Genomic DNA, 18,048 nt, shown 5'->3' with positions numbered 1-18,048 from the left:
TCGGGACGTCGCGTTTTGCAATTTTTTTGCCAAGAGGCGAAAGAATATTACCCGCGACTCTGTATTTCGCGATCAGCGGTTCGCGCCCGGAACCCACAACACGTCGTCTTTGCCGTTTGCGTTTGCGCAGCGTGCTGCAACAAAGAACCAATCGCTGAGACGGTTGAGGTATTTGACCGCCACGTCGTTGACGGGCTCCATATTCGTCAGCTCGACCGCAAGCCGTTCCGCCCGACGCGAAACGGTCCGGCAAACGTGCAGATGTGCTGCCAGACGCGAGCCACCGGGCAGGATGAAGCTGCGCAGAGGTTCCAGCGTCACGTTCATTGCGTCGATCTCGGCTTCCAGCCGGTCGATCTGGGCAGGCACGATACGCAGGGGGGGATAATCGGCCTCGGCGTCTTTTTCCATGTCGGGGCGACAGAAGTCGGCACCCAGATCGAACAGGTCATTTTGAATGCGCGACAGCGCGGTTTCGACATCACCTTCGGCCTCGGTCCGTGCCACGCCGACAAAAGCGTTCAGTTCGTCCACGGTGCCATAGGCTGCGACGCGGCCCGAATATTTTGCCACGCGCTCTCCGTTGCCTAGGGCGGTTTTCCCGTCATCGCCAGTGCGTGTGTAGATTTTGTTGAGTACGACCATTTATTGAACTCCCTGTCCGCGCAGATACACGAAAAGCACGATCAGCAACACGGCGATGAACTGAAAGAGGATGCGCAGGCGCATCATCTTGTTGCTTTTCTTGGCCGCTTCCATGCCGCCTTTGCCAAAATTCGCGATGCCTAAGGCCAGCACTACGACAACTGCCGCCATAGCCAGAAGCAGAATGACCATCACAAGGTCCATTTGAAGTCACCGTCCGGTTTTTTCGATTACCACCCATCTAGCGTCAGGGCGTCGAAAAGCGAACGGGAAATATCGTCTCAGATATCCGAAAGGATTCGATCAGAGGCGTTTGTAGGCAGAATGCGGCGCAGTATCCCGGCGATATATGTCGGAGTGGTCACATAGTAACGTGGTTTGGGGCGTCGGGCCTCGACCGCATGGGCCAGCTTGTCCGTGACGGCAGAGGCGGGCAGTTCAAATCGGTCTGGCCCACTGCTTTCATAAAGGCGCTTCAGCAGTGAGCCTTCATACTTCTCCCGAATGGCCGAGTTTTCCCAGTCGATGTATTTCTCGAACAATGGGATCGCCTTTTCCCGGAGTTTTGAGGTGATGGGGCCGGGCTCGATCAAGACGATGTGAATGTCGGTATCCCGAAGTTCCAGCCGCAGCGTGTCGGTCAGCCCTTCGATCGCGTATTTTGTGGCGACATACGCGCCGCGCCACGGGAAGGCGACAAGCCCCAGAACCGAGGAACACTGCACAATCCGGCCATGACCCTGTTCCCGCATGACGGGAATGACCTGTCGGGTCAGCTCGTGCCAACCAAAGACATTGGTCTCAAATATATGGCGCAGGCCATCCGTCGGAACATCCTCAACCGCGCCGGGCAAGCCATGTGCGCCATTGTTGAAAAGGGCATCCAGCGAGCCGCCTGTAGCCTCGAGAACGTGGGACAAACCCGATGTAATGCTGTCTGCATCAGTGTAGTCGATTCTGGGGCTTTCAAAGCCTTGTGCGCGTAGGCGATCACAGTCGCGTTGCTGGCGGCAGGATGCAAAAACGCGCCAGCCTCTTGCACGCATACCGTGTGCCGCGTCCAGACCGATGCCTGACGAGCATCCCGTGATAAGAATCGATTTCTGCATATGCCTTCCGAGCCTGATCCCCGCCCATAGCTATGGCGGGGTTTGCGGCAGGGCAATGACACTTCGATGTCAGTTCGTTGTTTTCCGGACGAGTGATGCCGAAATCCACCCAACCTGTTGCCCCGGCAACACGCGCAGGCGCAACCAGCCGGTACCTGAATCCCCGAATACCTCAACCTGCTGGCCGATCCTGGCTTTGCCGATGATCGGATAGATCGTCCCCGGCCCATCACGCAGGTTCACGCGGGTTCCCGAAATTTCACGGATATCCTTGGCGGCCTCGACAGGGGCGGGCAGTTCAACCGTTGGCAGCTCGGCGTCGGTGGTGACCTGTTCGAGAGAGGCCAGACCCTGTTCCAGCGACGCAAGGGTCAGAGTGACGTTTTCGTCAGCGAACAGTGAGGGGTTTGCTTTCAGGCCAGCTGCGACTTGCGACAACAGCGCCTTGGTTTCTGCTTCGTCCAGTTCGGCGACGGGTTCAGTGACCGGAGCGACTGGCGCCGGAGGCTTTACCGCAGCACGCGCGACCAGAGTTTCGGCGGGCGCGGATTCGATAGCCGGCCTTGAAGGTTTCGGGGCAATGGCAACACGCTCGGGCTCCGCTGTGCGGACACCTCGCGGCTCAAAGTCAGGACCTCCGCTCATCACGTAAAAAGTCCAGCCGAGTGCGGCGAAAGTAACAAGTACAAGGCGCGTCATGGCGCATCCCCCAATTCAATCGTAACAACAAAATAGGCAGCAATCATTCAATTGTTGGAATGGTAGCATAATAGAAGGGCAGAGTCGAAAATTCGGGGAAAACACCGACTTGCCTCCCCCTGTTGCAAAAAGCCCGACTTGTCCCCAGTAAAATACGCGTTGCTTGCTTTACCAAGGCGTTCTTGCGTCGTATCACATCATATATGAACGATACGATCGACGACCCCAACATGGAGGCCCCCAACCACGGGGGTGAGGTTGCAGAACCGCTGCGCCGCGCGATAGGCGAGCGTTACCTGACCTATGCGCTGTCCACCATCATGCACCGCGCCCTGCCGGACGCGCGGGACGGATTGAAGCCGGTGCACCGGCGAATCCTCTATGCGATGAGAGAGCTGCGACTCAGCGCAACCGGAGGTTTTCGCAAGTCCGCCAAGATTTCCGGCGACGTGATGGGCAATTACCACCCGCATGGCGACGCCGCGATTTACGACGCAATGGCGCGCCTGGCGCAGGACTTCAACGTGCGTTACCCGCTGGTCGACGGGCAGGGGAATTTCGGGAATATCGACGGCGACAACCCGGCGGCCTCGCGATATACCGAGGCGCGGATGACCATCGTGGCCGAGGCGCTGCTGGAAGGTCTGAACGAAGACGCCGTGGATTTCCGCGACAACTATGATGGCACGCTGACTGAACCTGTGGTGCTGCCTGCGCAGTTTCCGAATCTTTTGGCCAACGGCGCCAGCGGTATCGCAGTCGGCATGGCCACGAACATCCCGCCGCACAACATCTCGGAGCTTTGCGACGCCTGCCTGCATCTGATCAAAACGCCGGACGCGCGGGATGATACGTTGCTGAACTATGTCCCCGGCCCGGATTTTCCGACCGGTGGCGTGATCGTCGAACCACCCGAGAACATCGCCCAGGCTTATCGCACCGGGCGCGGCTCGTTCCGGCTGCGCTGCAAGTTCGAGGTCGAGGATCTGGGGCGCGGCCAGTGGCAGATCGTGGTCACCGAGATTCCCTATCAGGTTCAGAAATCCAAACTGATCGAAAAGATCGCGGAACTGATCCAGACCAAGAAAGTCCCGATCCTCGCAGATGTGCGCGACGAATCCGCCGACGATATCCGTCTGATCCTCGAACCGCGTTCGAAAAACGTGGACCCCGAGGTGCTGATGGGCATGTTATACCGCAACTCGGACCTCGAGGTGCGGTTCAGCCTGAACATGAACGTGCTGATCGACGGGGTGACACCCAAGGTCTGTTCAATGAAGGAAGTGCTGCGCGCCTTCCTCGATCACCGGCAAGAGGTGCTGCTGCGCCGCTCGCGTCACCGCATGGCCAAGATCGACCACCGGTTGGAAGTGCTCGAAGGCTTTATCGTCGCCTTCCTGAACCTCGACCGTGTGATCGACATCATCCGCTATGACGACGACCCCAAAGCCGCGCTGATGCGCGAGGATTGGGGCATCGACCATGTCCGGGCGACCAGTGAGGCCGACTATGTCTCGCCCAAGCCGGGCGAGGGCGAGCTGTCGGAAGTCCAGGTCGACGCCATCCTCAACATGCGCCTGCGCTCCTTGCGCCGTCTGGAAGAGATGGAGCTGGTTCGCGAACGCGACGCGCTGATGGAAGAGCGCGCCGAACTCGAAGATCTGCTGGCTGATCCTGCCCTGCAATGGGCCAAGATTGCCGAGCAGTTGAAAGAGACGAAGAAGACCTTTGGCAAAGACTACGAAGGCGGCGCACGCCGCACCCGGTTTGCCGAAGCGGGTCAAATCGAAGAAGTGCCGCTTGAGGCGATGATCGACAAGGAACCGATTACGGTCGTCTGCTCGCAGATGGGTTGGATTCGCGCCATGACCGGCCATATCGACCTGAAGCGTGAGTTGAAGTTCAAGGACGGCGACGGCCCGCGTTTCATCTTCCACGCGGAAACGACCGACCGGTTGCTGGTCTTTGCCTCGAATGGCCGATTCTATACTGTCAGCGCAGCCAACCTGCCCGGCGGGCGCGGCATGGGCGAGCCTTTGCGCCTGATGGTGGATCTGCCCAACGAGGCGCAGATCATCGACATTCTGATCCACAAGCCTGGGCGCAAGCTGCTGGTGGCCTCGGACGCGGGCAACGGCTTTATGGTGCCGGAAGATGACGTGCTGGCGCAGACGCGCAACGGCAAACAGGTGCTGAACGTCAAGGGTGACGAGACCGCGATGATCTGTAAGCCGATTAACGGAGACCACGTCGCCGTGGTGTCGCAAAACGGCAAGTTCCTGGTTTTCCCAACCCAGGAGCTGCCTGAGATGACGCGCGGAAAAGGCGTGCGTTTGCAAAAGTACAATATGGCACGCGGCCGGCAGGGAACGCTCGAGCTGGATGGCGGATTGTCGGATGTAACGACCTTCAACTGGGAAGAAGGCCTGAAATGGTCCATGGGCGGCGACAAGACCCGACATGAGGCGGATATGACGCAATGGCTGGCAAAACGGGCCAGTGTCGGGAAAAAACCGCCCTATGGCTTCCCGCGCGACTATAAGTTTTCGTGATCGCGCTGCTTCGCGGGTGAATTTCCGCCGATACGGCTTTGCACAACCCGTATCGGTGCGCTAGATCAACAAAAAACAGGCCTATCGAGACGAGACATGTTGCGCATTCTGACGCTGATCACCGGACTGGCCCTGATGGCCGCTTGCACACAGACACAGGTGTATGAGCCGCCTGAATCCCTAGGAGAATTCAAGCTTCGTGTGAATTATGCCTTTGCGGACAAGGCCGTTCAGGGACCTGTATCGCGGGACGCCACACCTGACGAATGGACGAAGGCGATCCAGAACGCGGTTGATATTCGTTTAGGGCGTTACGAAGGCACACAGGAATATGACCTTGGCATCAGCCTTGAGGGTTACATGCTGGCCCCGCCGGGGATCCCTGTGATCTACAACCCTAAAAGCACTGCGATTGTGTTGGTCAACGTCTATGACGTGAAGAAAAAAGAGTTTCTGGCCAAGGGTAAGCAATTTCAGGTGCTGGAAGACACCACCGGCGGAAGTGCCCTCAAAGGATCAGGGCATGAGCGCACAAAAGAGGAACAGATGAGCGGTCTGGCCCTCAAAATAGCCGACCGGGTCGAGGAATGGTTGGCTGAAGAGCACAAGGAAAATGGCTGGTTCGACAAAAGGCCGGACCTGATCCAGCCTCTGGAATCCGTCGAGGTCACGCAAAATCCAACGTGATCGGCGCATTTCCCTCAGGATGTGCTTGATTTTCCCCTTTGAACCAAATATCTCGCGCGCGCAGATGTAACCACGGGACCAAGGGTCCCCCAAATCGCAAAAGGGCGCCTGAGGAATGGCAAAGGAAAAGTTTGAGCGTACAAAACCGCACGTCAACATCGGCACGATTGGCCACGTTGACCACGGCAAGACCACGCTGACCGCAGCAATCACCAAGTATTTCGGTGACTTCAAAGCGTATGACCAGATTGACGGTGCGCCGGAAGAAAAAGCGCGCGGCATCACCATCTCGACCGCCCACGTGGAATACGAGACCGACAACCGCCACTATGCGCATGTCGACTGCCCCGGCCACGCCGACTACGTCAAGAACATGATCACCGGTGCGGCGCAGATGGACGGCGCGATCCTGGTTGTGAACGCCGCTGACGGCCCGATGCCGCAGACGCGTGAGCACATCCTGCTGGGCCGCCAGGTTGGCATCCCGAAGATGGTCGTGTTCCTGAACAAAGTTGACCAGGTTGACGACGAAGAGCTGCTGGAACTGGTTGAGATGGAAGTTCGCGAACTGCTGTCCAGCTACGACTACCCCGGCGACGATATCCCGATCATCGCAGGTTCGGCTCTGGCGGCGATGGAAGGCAACAACCCGGAAATCGGCGAGAACAAGATCCGCGAGCTGATGGCGGCTGTTGATGAGTATATCGACACCCCCGAGCGTGCGGTTGACCAGCCGTTCCTGATGCCGATCGAAGACGTGTTCTCGATCTCGGGCCGTGGTACCGTTGTGACCGGTCGTGTCGAGCGTGGCGTGATCAACGTTGGTGACGAGATTGAAATCGTCGGCATCCGCGACACCACCAAGACCACCTGCACCGGCGTTGAAATGTTCCGCAAGCTGCTGGACCGCGGTGAAGCGGGCGACAACATCGGCGCGCTGCTGCGTGGTGTTGACCGTGACGGCGTTGAGCGTGGCCAGGTTCTGTGCAAGCCGGGTTCGGTGACCCCGCACACCAAGTTCGAAGCCGAAGCCTATATCCTGACCAAGGAAGAAGGCGGTCGTCACACCCCGTTCTTCGCGAACTACCGTCCGCAGTTCTACTTCCGGACCACGGACGTGACCGGCACCGTGACCCTGGCCGAAGGCACCGAGATGGTCATGCCCGGCGACAACGTGTCGTTCGGCGTTGAGCTGATCGCGCCGATCGCGATGGAAAACGGCCTGCGTTTCGCCATCCGCGAAGGCGGCCGCACCGTCGGCGCCGGCGTTGTGTCGAAGATCATCGAGTAATTCGCGCAAGCGAATGATCAGACGGAAAGGGCGCCCCGCGGGGCGCCCTTTTTGTTAGGATTCAAATGCCATGCTTCCCTCGATTTCGAGATAGCACGCCAATACGCCAAGCTTGCGTTGAACGGCGACCCTCGACAAAATTGCAGTCAGAAATGTCCTGTACGGGAGGATGGTGGGATGACCAAGCATGTTGAAATCGGCCGGACTGGAGTCAGGCTGCCGCAAATAGGGTTCGGTTCAACAGGCCTGGGAAGCATACCTCAGATATATGGGTACGAGGTAGACGAAGTCCGTGCGCTGGACACAATATGGGCAATTCTCCAGCGCCCGGATGGCTTCATTGACACAGCGCGTGGTTACGCGATGGGTCGAAGTGAAGAGCGTATCGGGCAAGTCATTCGTGAACTGGGGGGGTGGCCTGAAGGCCGGGTTCTGTCCACGAAACTGGACCGGGACATGGAGAGCAACAGGTTTGATGCGACACAAGCGCGAAGGTCACTTGAAGCAAGTCTTCAGGCCCTCGGGGTGGAACAGGTGGATATTCTCCATCTACATGACCCCGAATACGCTGCAGATATTTCGGAAGTGACCGGCACCGGCGGTGCACTTGATGAGCTGTTCCGGATCAAGGAAGAAGGTCTGGCGAAGGCAGTGGGGCTTGCAGGCGGCCGGATTGACGTCCTGATGCCGATGCTGCGTGATCGCGAGTTTGACGTCCTTCTGACACACAACAGGCATACGGTGGTCAACGTGAACTCCGCTCCAATGATCGAGCTTGCGCGGTCCAAAGGTGTGGCGGTTCTGAATGCGGCGCCCTATTCCGGAGGAATTCTGGCCAAGGGAAGTTCTGCTCATCATTATTACGTCTATCAGCAGGCGACCGAAGCCGTTCTGGGCCCGGTTCGTGCAGTTGAGAGTATCTGTTCTCGTTACGATGTACCGTTGGGGGCGCTTGCGTTGCAGTTCTCCGTCAAGAACGCAGACATTGCTTCAACAATCTGCGGGGCGACATGGCCGCAACATGTGGACCAAACATTCGAATGGGCCAACTGGGCTATTCCGGATGCGGTTTGGAGCGAGTTGGCGGAACTGGGTCAATCCCAAAACGATCCTGAAATTGGGTAGGGTCTATCGGTTTTTACGTTGCGCGGTGGCTCATCACCCATTTTACAAACCGTATTGGGGTCCTGGTCGCATTTCGCCCCCTGCCAAGTCCTGCGAACCTCACCAATACACGCGGGTTCTCAACAAGAACGTCAAGGTGGGATGTTTCCCGCCAATTGGGTTTGATGAAGGGTGGTGATGCGCGTCTGTCATCCTCTCAACCGCAATGTCAAGGAAACGGGCAGAGCGCCTTATTTGGGCGTGTTCCGCGCGGGCTTAAGTCCTTGTTTGACAAGGGCTGCGATACATACCGGCGGCTGACAGTCTTGCTAACAGCCGCCGGTGATTGCAAATCAGGACAGCGCTGATTCAGCAGCTGCCCGGACGGCACGGATGTTGTCTCCGTAGATCTGTGGGGTTGAAACCGATCCGCCCTTGAACACCGCGGAACCGGCCACCAGCACATCCGCACCTGCCGCTGCCACAAGCGGAGCGGTTTTCGGGTCGACGCCACCGTCAATCTCGATATGCACCGGACGATCACCGATCATCTGACGCAGTTTTTTGACCTTGCCGGTCATGTCGATGAATTTCTGGCCCCCAAAGCCGGGGTTCACGGTCATCACGCAAACCAGATCCGTGAGGTCCATCAGATGCTCGACCGCTTCGGCAGGGGTGCCGGGGTTCAGGGCAACGCCGGCTTTCATTCCGGCGCCGCGAATGGCCTGCAAGGTGCGATGGGTATGAGGGCCAGCCTCGACATGTGCGGTCAGAATGTCCGCTCCGGCATCGGCATAGGCCTGGATGTAGGGATCGACCGGCGTGATCATCAGGTGAACGTCCATCACCGTTTTCACATGCGGGCGAAAGGCTTTCACGGCTGGAGGGCCAAAGGTCAGGTTTGGAACGAAATGGCCATCCATCACGTCAACATGAACCCAGTCGGCGCCCTGCGCTTCGATGGCCTGAATTTCCTGTCCGAAATTGGCGAAATCGGCGGACAGGATAGACGGCGCGATCTTGATGGTGCGGTCAAAGCTCATGGTGGCCTCGTATCAGCTGAAGAGTCGCGGATGCGTATACCCCTGAGCCGGTGGGATGGATAGCCCCCGCAAACGATGTGTTGCCACAAAACTCTCACCGCGTGGCATATGACCCAATGGGCTGAGACGTGGGACCGGCGGTCGGATGCGGCTGAGAACCTTTGTTGGCTTATGCCTCGTTCAGGGTCAGCGTTACACGCTCACCCGCGAAAACCGTGCGGCCGTACTCGACTGGCCGTCCATCCGGGTCGGCATTGATGCCGACCGAGAAGAGAACAGGAGCACCTTCAGACAATTGAAGTTGCAGCGCCTGCGTTGCGGTCGCCCCGCGCGCGGTCAGGCGAGTCGACACGCGGACGTAATCCCTGACGCCGCAGGCTTGCAGCGCTTTGGTGACGGATTGGGTTTCGGTCAATGTCTGCAAGATTTCAGGAAACCGTTCCGCCGGGAAAACGCTCTGAAACAGGGCTATGGGCTGCCCATCCGCCAGGGACAATCCGTCATAGACGTGCACTGGATCACCCTTGTTCAGGCCCAGAGCTTCGGCTTCGGCTTCATCGGCGACGCGCGTGGTCAAAGCCAGGATTTTCTTGCCCGGTATCTTGCCGCTGGCCGAGATGTTCTTGTGATAGCGCACCCTTTTGCCGATCGGATAATCTGTTGGCCGTGCCGCAACAAAAACGCCCGCACCGCGCCGAGCGTGAACCAGACCCTGATCAGACATGTCAGCCAAAGCGCGCCGTACCGTGTGGCGGTTGACGCCATAGGTGGCGGCCAGCTGGGCTTCGGTCGGCAGGCGATCTCCGGTTTGATAGCGCCCCTCGGCAATGTCCGAGGTCAGGCGCAGGGCAATACTTTTCCAGATCGGCGTTTTGCTCATTTCACCAAACCTTCAAACGGTCGCAGATTGCGTTTTAACAACCTGTCAGTTAATATTTGTCTAGTTGTATAGTTCATGTGGACAACCTGTCCAAGAGGCTTTGATGGCAAACCAGACGGAAATCGGGATCAAGGCACGGAAGGAATGGATGGGTCTGCTGGCGCGCGCGCCGGACACCGCCCTGATGACGCTGTGGGACGGCATTCAGGACTGCCCGAGTTTCGAATGGCTGCGCGGGCCCGAAGTGGGTGGTGTCATGGTGCTTGGCCGCATCGGAGGAACCGGCGCTTTGTTCAACCTGGGCGAAATGACCGTTACGCGCTGCTCGGTCGTGTTGCAGGATGGTACGGTCGGTCACGGATATGTTCAGGGCAGGTCGAAATCCAAGGCAGAAGCGGCGGCATTGATTGATGCGATGATGCAGACGGCCGCTGCTGATGATTTGCAGGAACGGCTGCTTGATCCGCTGAGGCTGCAAATGCAGTCGATCAAGACAGCGCGCGCCGCAAAGGCAGCGGCCACCAAGGTCGAGTTTTTCACGCTGGCTCGGGGGGAAGATTGATGCCTGATCAAATGCGGTTCTCGGGGGGCTTTCAAGACGCACCTTTCGACGCGGCACATGCATTCCGCGCGGCCATGACTGTCATGGCGCGTCCGGGTGAAATCCGCGCCCTGACTGGCTGTGAACCACCTGCGCCCTTGTCCGTTGCGGCCGGCGCGCTGCTCCTGACGCTTTGCGACGCCGAGACAAACGTTCATCTGGCGGGTGAAGCCGACACCGATATGGTGCGCGAATGGCTGACCTTTCACACGGGTGCACCGATGGTGGCGGCGGAAGAGGCTGATTTTGCCCTTGGTACGTGGGATGCACTGGCGCCGCTAAACACCTATCGTATCGGGACGCCGGAATACCCGGACCGGTCCGCGACGCTTGTTGTGGAATGCAGGCGCCTGGAGCAGAACGGAGCGGTTCTGAGCGGCCCCGGTATCCGGGACACGGCGCGGCTTTCTCTGCCGGATGTTCCGGCTCTTCAGAACAATGCGCTGCTTTACCCTTTGGGGTGTGATTTTTTCTTCACCTGCGGTGAGGCGGTCGCGGCTCTGCCGCGTAGCACGCAAATCAAATCCAGGGGGTAAGCCATGTATGTCGCTGTCAAAGGGGGCGAAAAAGCCATCGAAAACGCCCATGCGTGGCTTGCCGAAGAACGCCGCGGTGCGACAGATGTCGCGGAACTAAGCCTCGCGCAGATCCGTGAACAGTTGAGCCTTGCGGTGAACCGGGTCATGGCCGAGGGGTCGTTATACGATCCCGACCTTGCTGCGCTCGCGATCAAACAGGCGCGCGGCGATCTGATCGAGGCGATTTTCCTCGTCCGCGCTTACCGCACGACCCTGCCTCGTTTCGGCTGTTCCAACCCCGTCAAAACCGGCGACATGGCCTGTGATCGCCGGATCTCGGCCACGTTCAAAGATGCCCCCGGTGGTCAGGTTCTGGGGCCAACCTTCGACTACACCCACCGATTGCTGGATTTCAAGCTGGCGGCCGAGGGCGAAGTTCCAAAGGCGCCTGAAGGCCCTGTGCGGCTGGAACCGATGCCACATATTACCGCATTCCTGAAAGGCGAGGGTATCATTCAGGATGAACCTGCCCGCGATGACGTTCCGGGCGATCTGACCCGTGAACCGATGGAGTTCCCGTCCACCCGCCCGGTGCGCCTTCAGTCGCTGACTCGTGGGGATGAGGGCTTTGTGCTGGGCATGGCTTATTCGACCCAGCGCGGTTACGCCCGCAACCACGCCTTTGTCGGAGAATTGCGTATCGGCAAGGTCGTGGTTGAGCTGGACATCCCCGAGTTGGGCTTTGCCATCGACATTGGCGAGGTCGAGCTGACCGAATGTGAAACGGTGAACCAGTTCACCGGTTCGAAAACGGAACCGCCGCAGTTCACGCGGGGATATGGGCTGGTCTTTGGCCAGTCTGAACGAAAATCCATCGCGATGGCGCTGGTCGATAGGGCCTTACGGTGGGAAGAGTTGGGTGAAGACAACGTGGGTGCGCCCGCGCAGGATGAAGAATTTGTCCTGAGCCATGCGGACAACATTCAGGCCACCGGCTTTCTCGAACATATCAAGCTGCCGCATTACGTCGATTTCCAGTCCGAGCTGGAACTGGTCCGCAAACTGCGTCGAAAGGCCGAAGAGCGCATGTCAGAGGAGGCCATGGAATGAAAGCCGTCGTTTTTGATATCGGAAACGTGCTGGTCAAATGGGATCCGCATCTGGCATGGCTGGAGGAGATGGGCAGCCGCGAGGCGGTGGCAGAGTTCCTGGCGCGCATCAATTTCCCCGAACGCAACCTGCGGGCCGATGGAGGAGAGATGTTCGCCGATCTGGCCGCTGAACTGGAAAATGCGGAAGATCGGCAGCGCCTCAGTGTTTACGTTGAACGTTATGCCAGAACCGTTCCGCAAAAGATCGAGGGAAGCTGGCGCCTGCTTTACCGCCTGAAAGAGAAAGGCACTCCGGTTCACGCGATCACCAATTGGTCAGCGGAAACCTGGCCTGTCGGCGTGGGGGCACATCCCGAATTGGGCGAAGTGTTTGGTGTCACCGTCGTGTCGGGGCAGGAGAAGCTTTTGAAGCCTCAGCCAGAGATTTTCCATCTGCTGTGCAAGCGGGCCGGGCTTTCACCCGAGAACTGCATTTTCATCGATGACGGGCCGCACAATGTCGAAGGCGCGCGTGCGGTGGGCATGGATGGGATCCACTTCACCGCGCCGCACGCGCTTGAACGCGCTCTTTCAGAAAGAGGCTGCTTATGAGCGCGTACAATTTCGCCTATCTGGACGAACAAACCAAGCGAATGATCCGGCGGGCGATCCTCAAGGGCCTGGCCATACCGGGGTATCAGGTGCCGTTTGCCAGCCGCGAGATGCCGATGCCCTATGGCTGGGGTACCGGGGGCGTACAGGTTTCAGCCGCGACGTTGACGCCCGAGGATACGTTCAAGGTGATCGATCAGGGCGCAGACGACACGACCAACGCCGTATCCATTCGCAAGTTCTTTGAAAACACCGCAGGGGTCGCCACCACGGAAAAGACGGAACAGGCCACAATCATTCAGACCCGCCACCGCATCCCCGAGGCGAAGTTGCGCGAAGACCAGATCATCGTTTATCAGGTGCCGATTCCGGAACCTCTGCGCTTTCTGGAACCGCGCGAGACCGAGACGCGCAAGATGCACAGTCTTGAGGAATACGGGCTGATGCATGTGAAATTGTACGAGGATATCAGCCAGCACGGGGCGATTTCGACCGCTTATGCCTATCCGGTGAACGTGGCTGGACGCTATGTCATGGACCCGTCCCCAATTCCGAAATTCGACAATCCAAAGCTTGAGATGGACGCGATCCAGCTGTTTGGCGCCGGGCGCGAGCAGCGGATTTATGCGGTGCCGCCGCATACCAAAGTCGTGAGCCTCGATTTCGAGGACTACCCGTTCGAGGCCACCAAGGCCGATCATCCCTGCGACCTGTGCGGGGCCGAAGACAGCTATCTGGATGAGGTCATCACGGATGACGCGGGCAACCGGATGTTTGTCTGTTCCGACACGGATTACTGCCGGTCACGCCGCGAGGCGGGCCATGCAGGTCGATTGGCCGAAGGGAACGCGCAATGACCCCTCTGTTGCAAGTCAAAGGCATTGAAAAAAGCTATGGCCGCCGGATCGGATGCGCGGATGTGAATTTTGATCTCTCCCCCGGAGAAGTGATGGGAATCGTTGGTGAAAGTGGGTCGGGCAAGTCGACCTTGCTCAACTGTATGGGCGGCCTTCTGAAGCCGGATGCCGGGCATGTGATCTTTGATACCTGTGCAGACGGCCCGGTCGATACGGTCACAATGTCCGAGCCAGAGCGCCGGATGCTGAGCCGCACCGACTGGGCCTTTGTCCATCAACACGCGCGCGACGGGTTGCGGATGTCTGTCAGCGCCGGAGGCAACATTGGCGAGCGGCTGATGGCCGTCGGCGGACGCCACTATGGCAGCATTCGGGGCAAGGCCATTGACTGGCTGGGCCGGGTAGAGATTGACGAGAGCCGCGTCGATGACCGCCCCAGCGCGTTTTCGGGCGGGATGCAGCAACGTTTGCAGATCGCGCGCAATCTGGTGACAGGTCCTCGGCTGGTGTTCATGGACGAACCGACCGGTGGTCTGGATGTGTCGGTGCAGGCGCGTTTGCTGGATTTGTTGCGCGGACTCGTGCGTGAGATGAGGTTGAGTGCGATCATCGTCACCCATGATCTTGCCGTGGTGCGTCTGTTGGCGGATCGGTTGATGGTGATGAAAAGCGGTCGCGTGGTCGAGGCCGGGTTGACGGATCAGGTACTGGACGACCCGCAACATGCCTATACGCAGTTGCTGGTGTCCAGCGTTTTGCAGGTTTGAGGCTTTGGGGAAGGATGAAGCGATGATTGAACTTGTTGACGTCAGCAAGAGCTTCACCCTGCACAATCAGGGCGGCGCCACGATCCCGGTGGTGAAAGGCGCGTCTCTGAAAGTGGAGCCGGGTGAGTGCGTCGCCCTGACCGGGCCGTCGGGTGCAGGCAAATCCACGCTGATGCGTGTGATCTACGGCAACTATCTGGCGGCCACTGGTCAGGTGCTGGTCGCAGGGTTGGACGTGGCCAGGGCTGAACCGCGGCAGATCTTGTTGCTGCGTCGTGACACCTTGGGCTATGTCAGCCAGTTCCTGCGGGTCGTGCCTCGGGTGTCGGCGTTGGACGTTGTGGCAGAGCCGCTGCTGGCCGTGGGCTGTGACAGGCAAGTGGCAATGGACAGGGCAGCCGGGTTGCTGAAACGGCTGAATATTCCCGAACGTCTGTGGACCCTCAGCCCGACGACCTTCTCGGGCGGCGAAAAGCAGAGAGTGAACATTGCGCGGGGCTTTGCGCATGAATATCCGGCAATGCTGTTGGATGAACCGACCGCAAGCCTGGATGCGCAGAACCGGGAAACCGTTTTGTCCCTGATCGAAGAGGCCAAGAACAATGGCGTGACGATTGTCGGGATTTTTCACGATCTCGACGCGCGCGAACGGGTCTGTGACCGCGAGGTCGATGTCTCGGACTTCACGCCGGGGATGGCTGCATGACGCTTGCTCCGGTCATAGCGGTCGTGGGTCCTTCGGGGGTCGGAAAGGACAGCGTAATGAACGCGCTGGTGGCCCGGACGCCGGGTGTTCAGAGGCTGCGGCGGGTGATTACCCGTCCCGAAGGCGAAGACGGCGAAGATTTCGACCGCGTCTCGGCCGAAACATTTCAGCGGATGGAACGGGATGGCGCGTTTGCGCTGAGTTGGCATGCGCATGGGCTGTATTACGGTGTGCCGAAGACGATCACGCGGCAGCGGCAGGTGGCCGAGGCCGTTTTGGTCAACCTGTCACGAACGGTGTTGCTTGAGGCGCAGGAGGTGTTTGGTGATCTGATCGTGATTTCCCTGACGGCAAAGCCCGAGGTTCTGTCCGAACGCTTGTCCTTAAGAGGGCGGGAAAGCAAGGCGGAACAGACGCGGCGTCTGGACCGGGCCCAAACGTCTTTGCCCAACGGTTTGAACCAGGTCCTGGAAATCGACAACTCCGGTGCGATGGAAGATACGGTTGCCGAAATCCTGTCGCACCTTCAACCGGAAAGCCAGTAGCGATGGATAAGGTGGAAGCGCCCGTCCTCAGCCTCGCCCGTAAGGGCCAGATCCGTGATCTGGAAGGGCTGCGGCAGCAATGGGACCAGACGGGTTTGCAGCGCGTTCCGAGTTGCTCTCAGGGTTGGTTTGTCCAGCTTGCCGCTCAGCGTGATGTGAAAGCGGAATGCGTCCAGTACGTAAGGATAGCCCCACTGAGCCAGGTTGGCGTCTTGCTCTGGGGTCAACCCGGCGGCGCGGCGGCGGGCCAGTTCGGCCCCAGAGGTGGGCGCACGAAAACAGTCCAATTCCCGAACACAGGCCGCGGAAAGCGCATTCAGCGCCTGGATCTCACCCAGCGGACGCAGGGCCAGAAAACGCCCAAACCGGGCGATCTCGAGGCCATCCAGCGACACAGGTGGTTGGCGGGAGGCGAGCGAGCTGCACGCCTCTTGCAGGGCTTCGAATGTTTTGCCGTCGCGCAGTCTGAACGGTGGCTTCAGCGTCGCGTGCAGCCCGTACTTGCGCGGCACCTCCGTGACGGCGGCAACGTCGATGCCTTCGACAATCGGATGGGCAACCGGCTTTCCCGCCTCGATATCCCAACCCAGCCAGCTGGTTGCAAATTTCGTCCATTCCTTTCCCGCGGGCGGCGCAAAATAGATCGCGTATCGCGTGAATGTCATATCGGCCTCCTTTTGCGTAGCCTTCCTCGGTCTCAACATGCGTGAAGTTCAGATGACAGAAGACTTGATCCTTGCCAATGCCACGCTTGTATTGCCGAATGAAACCGTAACCGGCAGTGTCCGGATAGTGGGTGAGGCCATCGCTGAAATCGACACCGGAAACAGGGTTCCCGCGGGCGCGATAGATTGCGAAGGCGACTATGTCAGCCCAGGGCTTGTCGAGTTGCACACCGACAACCTTGAACGTCACATTCAACCGCGCCCACAGGTGAACTGGCCCCATGCCGCTGCAATTCTTGCGCATGATGCGGAATTGGCCGGCGCCGGGATCACGACAGTGTTCGATGCCATGCGGGTTGGATCGATCCCGTCGGGCGCGCGGCGGTATGGGAAATACGCCCGCGGCCTGTCGCAGAAGTTATGGGATCTGCGCGAACAGGATGCGCTCAAGATCAGCCACTTTCTGCACTTGCGGGCCGAGGTGTGTTCGGAAACTCTGGTTGAAGAGCTGAGCGAATTTGGGCCGGAAGACAGGGTTGGGCTTGTGTCCATAATGGATCACACACCCGGACAGCGTCAGTTTCGAGATATGAACAAGCTGGAAACCTATCTGAAAGCCAAATATGCCATGGACGATGACATGTACTTTCAGCATGTGACGCAACTGAAAGGGCTTCGAGATCGCAATGGCGATCTGCACGAGGCCGAAGCTGTCAAGGCGGCCTGCCGTTTCGGAGCAGTATTGGCCAGCCATGACGACACGACGGAAGATCAGGTGAAAGTGTCCGCAGGTCACGGCATCCGTCTGGCCGAGTTCCCCACGACCGTCGAAGCGGCACGCGCCTGCCACGAAAACGACATTAAGATCATGATGGGTGCGCCGAACATAATCCGTGGGGGATCGCATTCTGGCAATGTTGCTGCCCACGAGCTGGCCCAGCTTGGGTATCTGGACATCCTGTCTTCGGATTATGTGCCGTCGGCCTTGTTGTTTTCGGCGGTTAGGCTGGGCGAGATCTGGGGCGACATGGCGCGGGGGATGAAGACGGTAACGCTGGCCCCGGCTCGGGCCGCAGGGTTGGAGGAGCGGGGCGAGTTGCGCGCCGACGCCCGCGCCGATGTCATCCGCTTCCGGATGCGCGCGGGTGTACCCGTCCCGAGTTCGGTCTGGGTACGCGGTCGACGCGTGGCGTGATCAGGCCGTGTAGAACAGGTAACGGTCCGGGGCGATTGTCTTGGGCCCCTGGATCTGGGCAAAGCCGACCAGGGGCTGACCTGAAATCAACAACCCTCCGGGCTGCATGACTTTCGCGATCAGCGGGCTGAGACGCTCTGCTTCGGCGACGTCCTCGTGCTTGATGCCGCGTCCGAAATCGTAATGCGCCAGCGCGATCCTATGCCCGTCGGCCGCCAGTCTGAGCAGCATCGGTTCAGCCTCACCTTGCAGGAAATCCTCGGCCGGGGGGGTGCTGTCCGGATGGCATTGCAGGACCCGGTCCATCACCCAGATCCGGCGCTCTGGCAGGATTTCACGCAGGTGGTCATAGGTGCGGCCATTGCCCAGGCCCATATCCAGCACATCCCCCGGCTGGCCACTGATCCGCTCGGCCGCCCAGTTCAGTCCGTCACGTTGGGCCGTCAGTCGGCGCAGCATGGAATCCAATCGGCTCATGGTG

General features: G+C 59.2%; 21 protein-coding genes. 13 read left to right on the top strand and 8 right to left on the bottom strand.

From position 1 onward, the window contains the following. Positions 1–72: 72 nt before the first annotated feature. The 4 genes from GOW04_RS11780 to GOW04_RS11765 all read right to left on the bottom strand — a co-directional run bounded on the left by GOW04_RS11780 (position 73) and on the right by GOW04_RS11765 (position 2,453). Positions 73–645 (bottom strand): cob(I)yrinic acid a,c-diamide adenosyltransferase, encoded by a 573-nt coding sequence (locus tag GOW04_RS11780; protein WP_171120232.1) that lies wholly within the window; start codon positions 643–645, stop codon positions 73–75. Then, complete coding sequence (locus tag GOW04_RS11775; RefSeq protein WP_152457110.1) at positions 646–849, bottom strand: twin transmembrane helix small protein; 204 nt, start codon at positions 847–849, stop codon at positions 646–648. 77 nt (positions 850–926) lie between these two features. Continuing rightward, entirely contained in the window at positions 927–1,754 is an 828-nt protein-coding gene (locus tag GOW04_RS11770; protein ID WP_171232673.1) for an SDR family NAD(P)-dependent oxidoreductase, read from the bottom strand. Between the two features lie 69 nt (positions 1,755–1,823). Next, positions 1,824–2,453 carry an SH3 domain-containing protein gene (locus GOW04_RS11765; protein ID WP_253282630.1) on the bottom strand — a complete coding sequence of 210 codons (630 nt, stop codon included), beginning with the start codon at positions 2,451–2,453 and terminating at the stop codon, positions 1,824–1,826. Positions 2,454–2,656: 203 nt separating this feature from the next. On the opposite strand from GOW04_RS11765, the gene GOW04_RS11760 reads away from it, so the two are divergent. The 4 genes from GOW04_RS11760 to GOW04_RS11745 all read left to right on the top strand — a co-directional run bounded on the left by GOW04_RS11760 (position 2,657) and on the right by GOW04_RS11745 (position 8,108). Next, positions 2,657–5,005, top strand: a complete 2,349-nt coding sequence (locus GOW04_RS11760) for a DNA topoisomerase IV subunit A (RefSeq protein ID WP_171232672.1) — start codon at positions 2,657–2,659, stop codon at positions 5,003–5,005. A 96-nt stretch (positions 5,006–5,101) separates the two neighbouring features. Further along, on the top strand, positions 5,102–5,692 hold the full coding sequence (locus tag GOW04_RS11755; protein ID WP_171232671.1) for a hypothetical protein: 591 nt from the start codon (positions 5,102–5,104) through the stop codon (positions 5,690–5,692). A gap of 115 nt (positions 5,693–5,807) precedes the next feature. Beyond that, positions 5,808–6,983, top strand: coding sequence for an elongation factor Tu (gene tuf / locus GOW04_RS11750; protein WP_152457114.1), 1,176 nt, complete (start codon positions 5,808–5,810; stop codon positions 6,981–6,983). Positions 6,984–7,160: 177 nt separating this feature from the next. Then, a complete protein-coding gene (locus tag GOW04_RS11745) occupies positions 7,161–8,108 on the top strand; it encodes an aldo/keto reductase (protein WP_171232670.1) in 948 nt (315 codons plus the stop codon). Positions 8,109–8,440: 332 nt separating this feature from the next. Here GOW04_RS11745 and rpe read toward each other — a convergent pair whose 3' ends face one another. Both rpe and phnF read right to left on the bottom strand, forming a co-directional pair. Continuing rightward, positions 8,441–9,130 carry a ribulose-phosphate 3-epimerase gene (gene rpe / locus GOW04_RS11740; RefSeq protein WP_171232669.1) on the bottom strand — a complete coding sequence of 230 codons (690 nt, stop codon included), beginning with the start codon at positions 9,128–9,130 and terminating at the stop codon, positions 8,441–8,443. A 169-nt stretch (positions 9,131–9,299) separates the two neighbouring features. Next, positions 9,300–10,010, bottom strand: a complete 711-nt coding sequence (gene phnF, locus GOW04_RS11735) for a phosphonate metabolism transcriptional regulator PhnF (protein WP_171232668.1) — start codon at positions 10,008–10,010, stop codon at positions 9,300–9,302. A gap of 103 nt (positions 10,011–10,113) precedes the next feature. Here phnF and phnG point away from each other — a divergent pair, with 103 nt between their 5' ends. Genes phnG through phnN form a run of 8 tightly spaced genes read left to right on the top strand, consistent with a single transcriptional unit; the run spans position 10,114 to position 15,707 of the window. After that, positions 10,114–10,572 carry a phosphonate C-P lyase system protein PhnG gene (phnG, locus tag GOW04_RS11730; protein ID WP_171232667.1) on the top strand — a complete coding sequence of 153 codons (459 nt, stop codon included), beginning with the start codon at positions 10,114–10,116 and terminating at the stop codon, positions 10,570–10,572. Next, the gene (phnH, locus tag GOW04_RS11725; RefSeq protein ID WP_171232666.1) at positions 10,572–11,147 is read left to right on the top strand and encodes a phosphonate C-P lyase system protein PhnH; all 576 of its coding nucleotides are present in this window, start codon (positions 10,572–10,574) and stop codon (positions 11,145–11,147) included. The genes phnG and phnH overlap by 1 nt, the downstream gene beginning before the upstream one ends. 3 nt (positions 11,148–11,150) lie before the next feature. Continuing rightward, entirely contained in the window at positions 11,151–12,239 is a 1,089-nt protein-coding gene (locus GOW04_RS11720) for a carbon-phosphorus lyase complex subunit PhnI (RefSeq protein WP_171117295.1), read from the top strand. Further along, entirely contained in the window at positions 12,236–12,832 is a 597-nt protein-coding gene (locus GOW04_RS11715; protein WP_171232665.1) for an HAD family phosphatase, read from the top strand. The genes GOW04_RS11720 and GOW04_RS11715 overlap by 4 nt, the downstream gene beginning before the upstream one ends. Beyond that, positions 12,829–13,689 (top strand): alpha-D-ribose 1-methylphosphonate 5-phosphate C-P-lyase PhnJ, encoded by an 861-nt coding sequence (locus GOW04_RS11710; RefSeq protein ID WP_171117299.1) that lies wholly within the window; start codon positions 12,829–12,831, stop codon positions 13,687–13,689. The genes GOW04_RS11715 and GOW04_RS11710 overlap by 4 nt, the downstream gene beginning before the upstream one ends. Further along, positions 13,686–14,456, top strand: coding sequence for a phosphonate C-P lyase system protein PhnK (gene phnK / locus GOW04_RS11705; RefSeq protein WP_171232664.1), 771 nt, complete (start codon positions 13,686–13,688; stop codon positions 14,454–14,456). Before GOW04_RS11710 ends, phnK begins: the two co-directional genes overlap by 4 nt. A gap of 22 nt (positions 14,457–14,478) precedes the next feature. Further along, a complete protein-coding gene (gene phnL / locus GOW04_RS11700; RefSeq protein WP_152457124.1) occupies positions 14,479–15,162 on the top strand; it encodes a phosphonate C-P lyase system protein PhnL in 684 nt (227 codons plus the stop codon). After that, positions 15,159–15,707, top strand: a complete 549-nt coding sequence (gene phnN, locus GOW04_RS11695) for a phosphonate metabolism protein/1,5-bisphosphokinase (PRPP-forming) PhnN (RefSeq protein ID WP_171232663.1) — start codon at positions 15,159–15,161, stop codon at positions 15,705–15,707. The genes phnL and phnN overlap by 4 nt, the downstream gene beginning before the upstream one ends. Here phnN and GOW04_RS11690 read toward each other — a convergent pair. Further along, positions 15,689–16,372: a DUF1045 domain-containing protein gene (locus GOW04_RS11690; RefSeq protein WP_171232662.1), complete on the bottom strand. Its 684-nt coding sequence runs from the start codon at positions 16,370–16,372 to the stop codon at positions 15,689–15,691. The two genes, phnN and GOW04_RS11690, sit on opposite strands and share 19 nt — an antisense overlap. A gap of 52 nt (positions 16,373–16,424) precedes the next feature. Here GOW04_RS11690 and GOW04_RS11685 point away from each other — a divergent pair, with 52 nt between their 5' ends. Continuing rightward, positions 16,425–17,567, top strand: a complete 1,143-nt coding sequence (locus tag GOW04_RS11685) for an alpha-D-ribose 1-methylphosphonate 5-triphosphate diphosphatase (RefSeq protein ID WP_171232762.1) — start codon at positions 16,425–16,427, stop codon at positions 17,565–17,567. Here the strand turns inward: GOW04_RS11685 and GOW04_RS11680 are convergent, their stop codons facing one another. Beyond that, a complete protein-coding gene (locus GOW04_RS11680; protein ID WP_152457128.1) occupies positions 17,568–18,044 on the bottom strand; it encodes a class I SAM-dependent methyltransferase in 477 nt (158 codons plus the stop codon). Positions 18,045–18,048: the final 4 nt, after the last annotated feature.

It is taken from the genome of Ruegeria sp. HKCCA4812, assembly GCF_013034245.1.
GTDB lineage: Bacteria > Pseudomonadota > Alphaproteobacteria > Rhodobacterales > Rhodobacteraceae > Ruegeria.
Note: the sequence above shows the minus strand (reverse complement) of the source record. Positions and strands in the feature narration are given on the sequence as shown.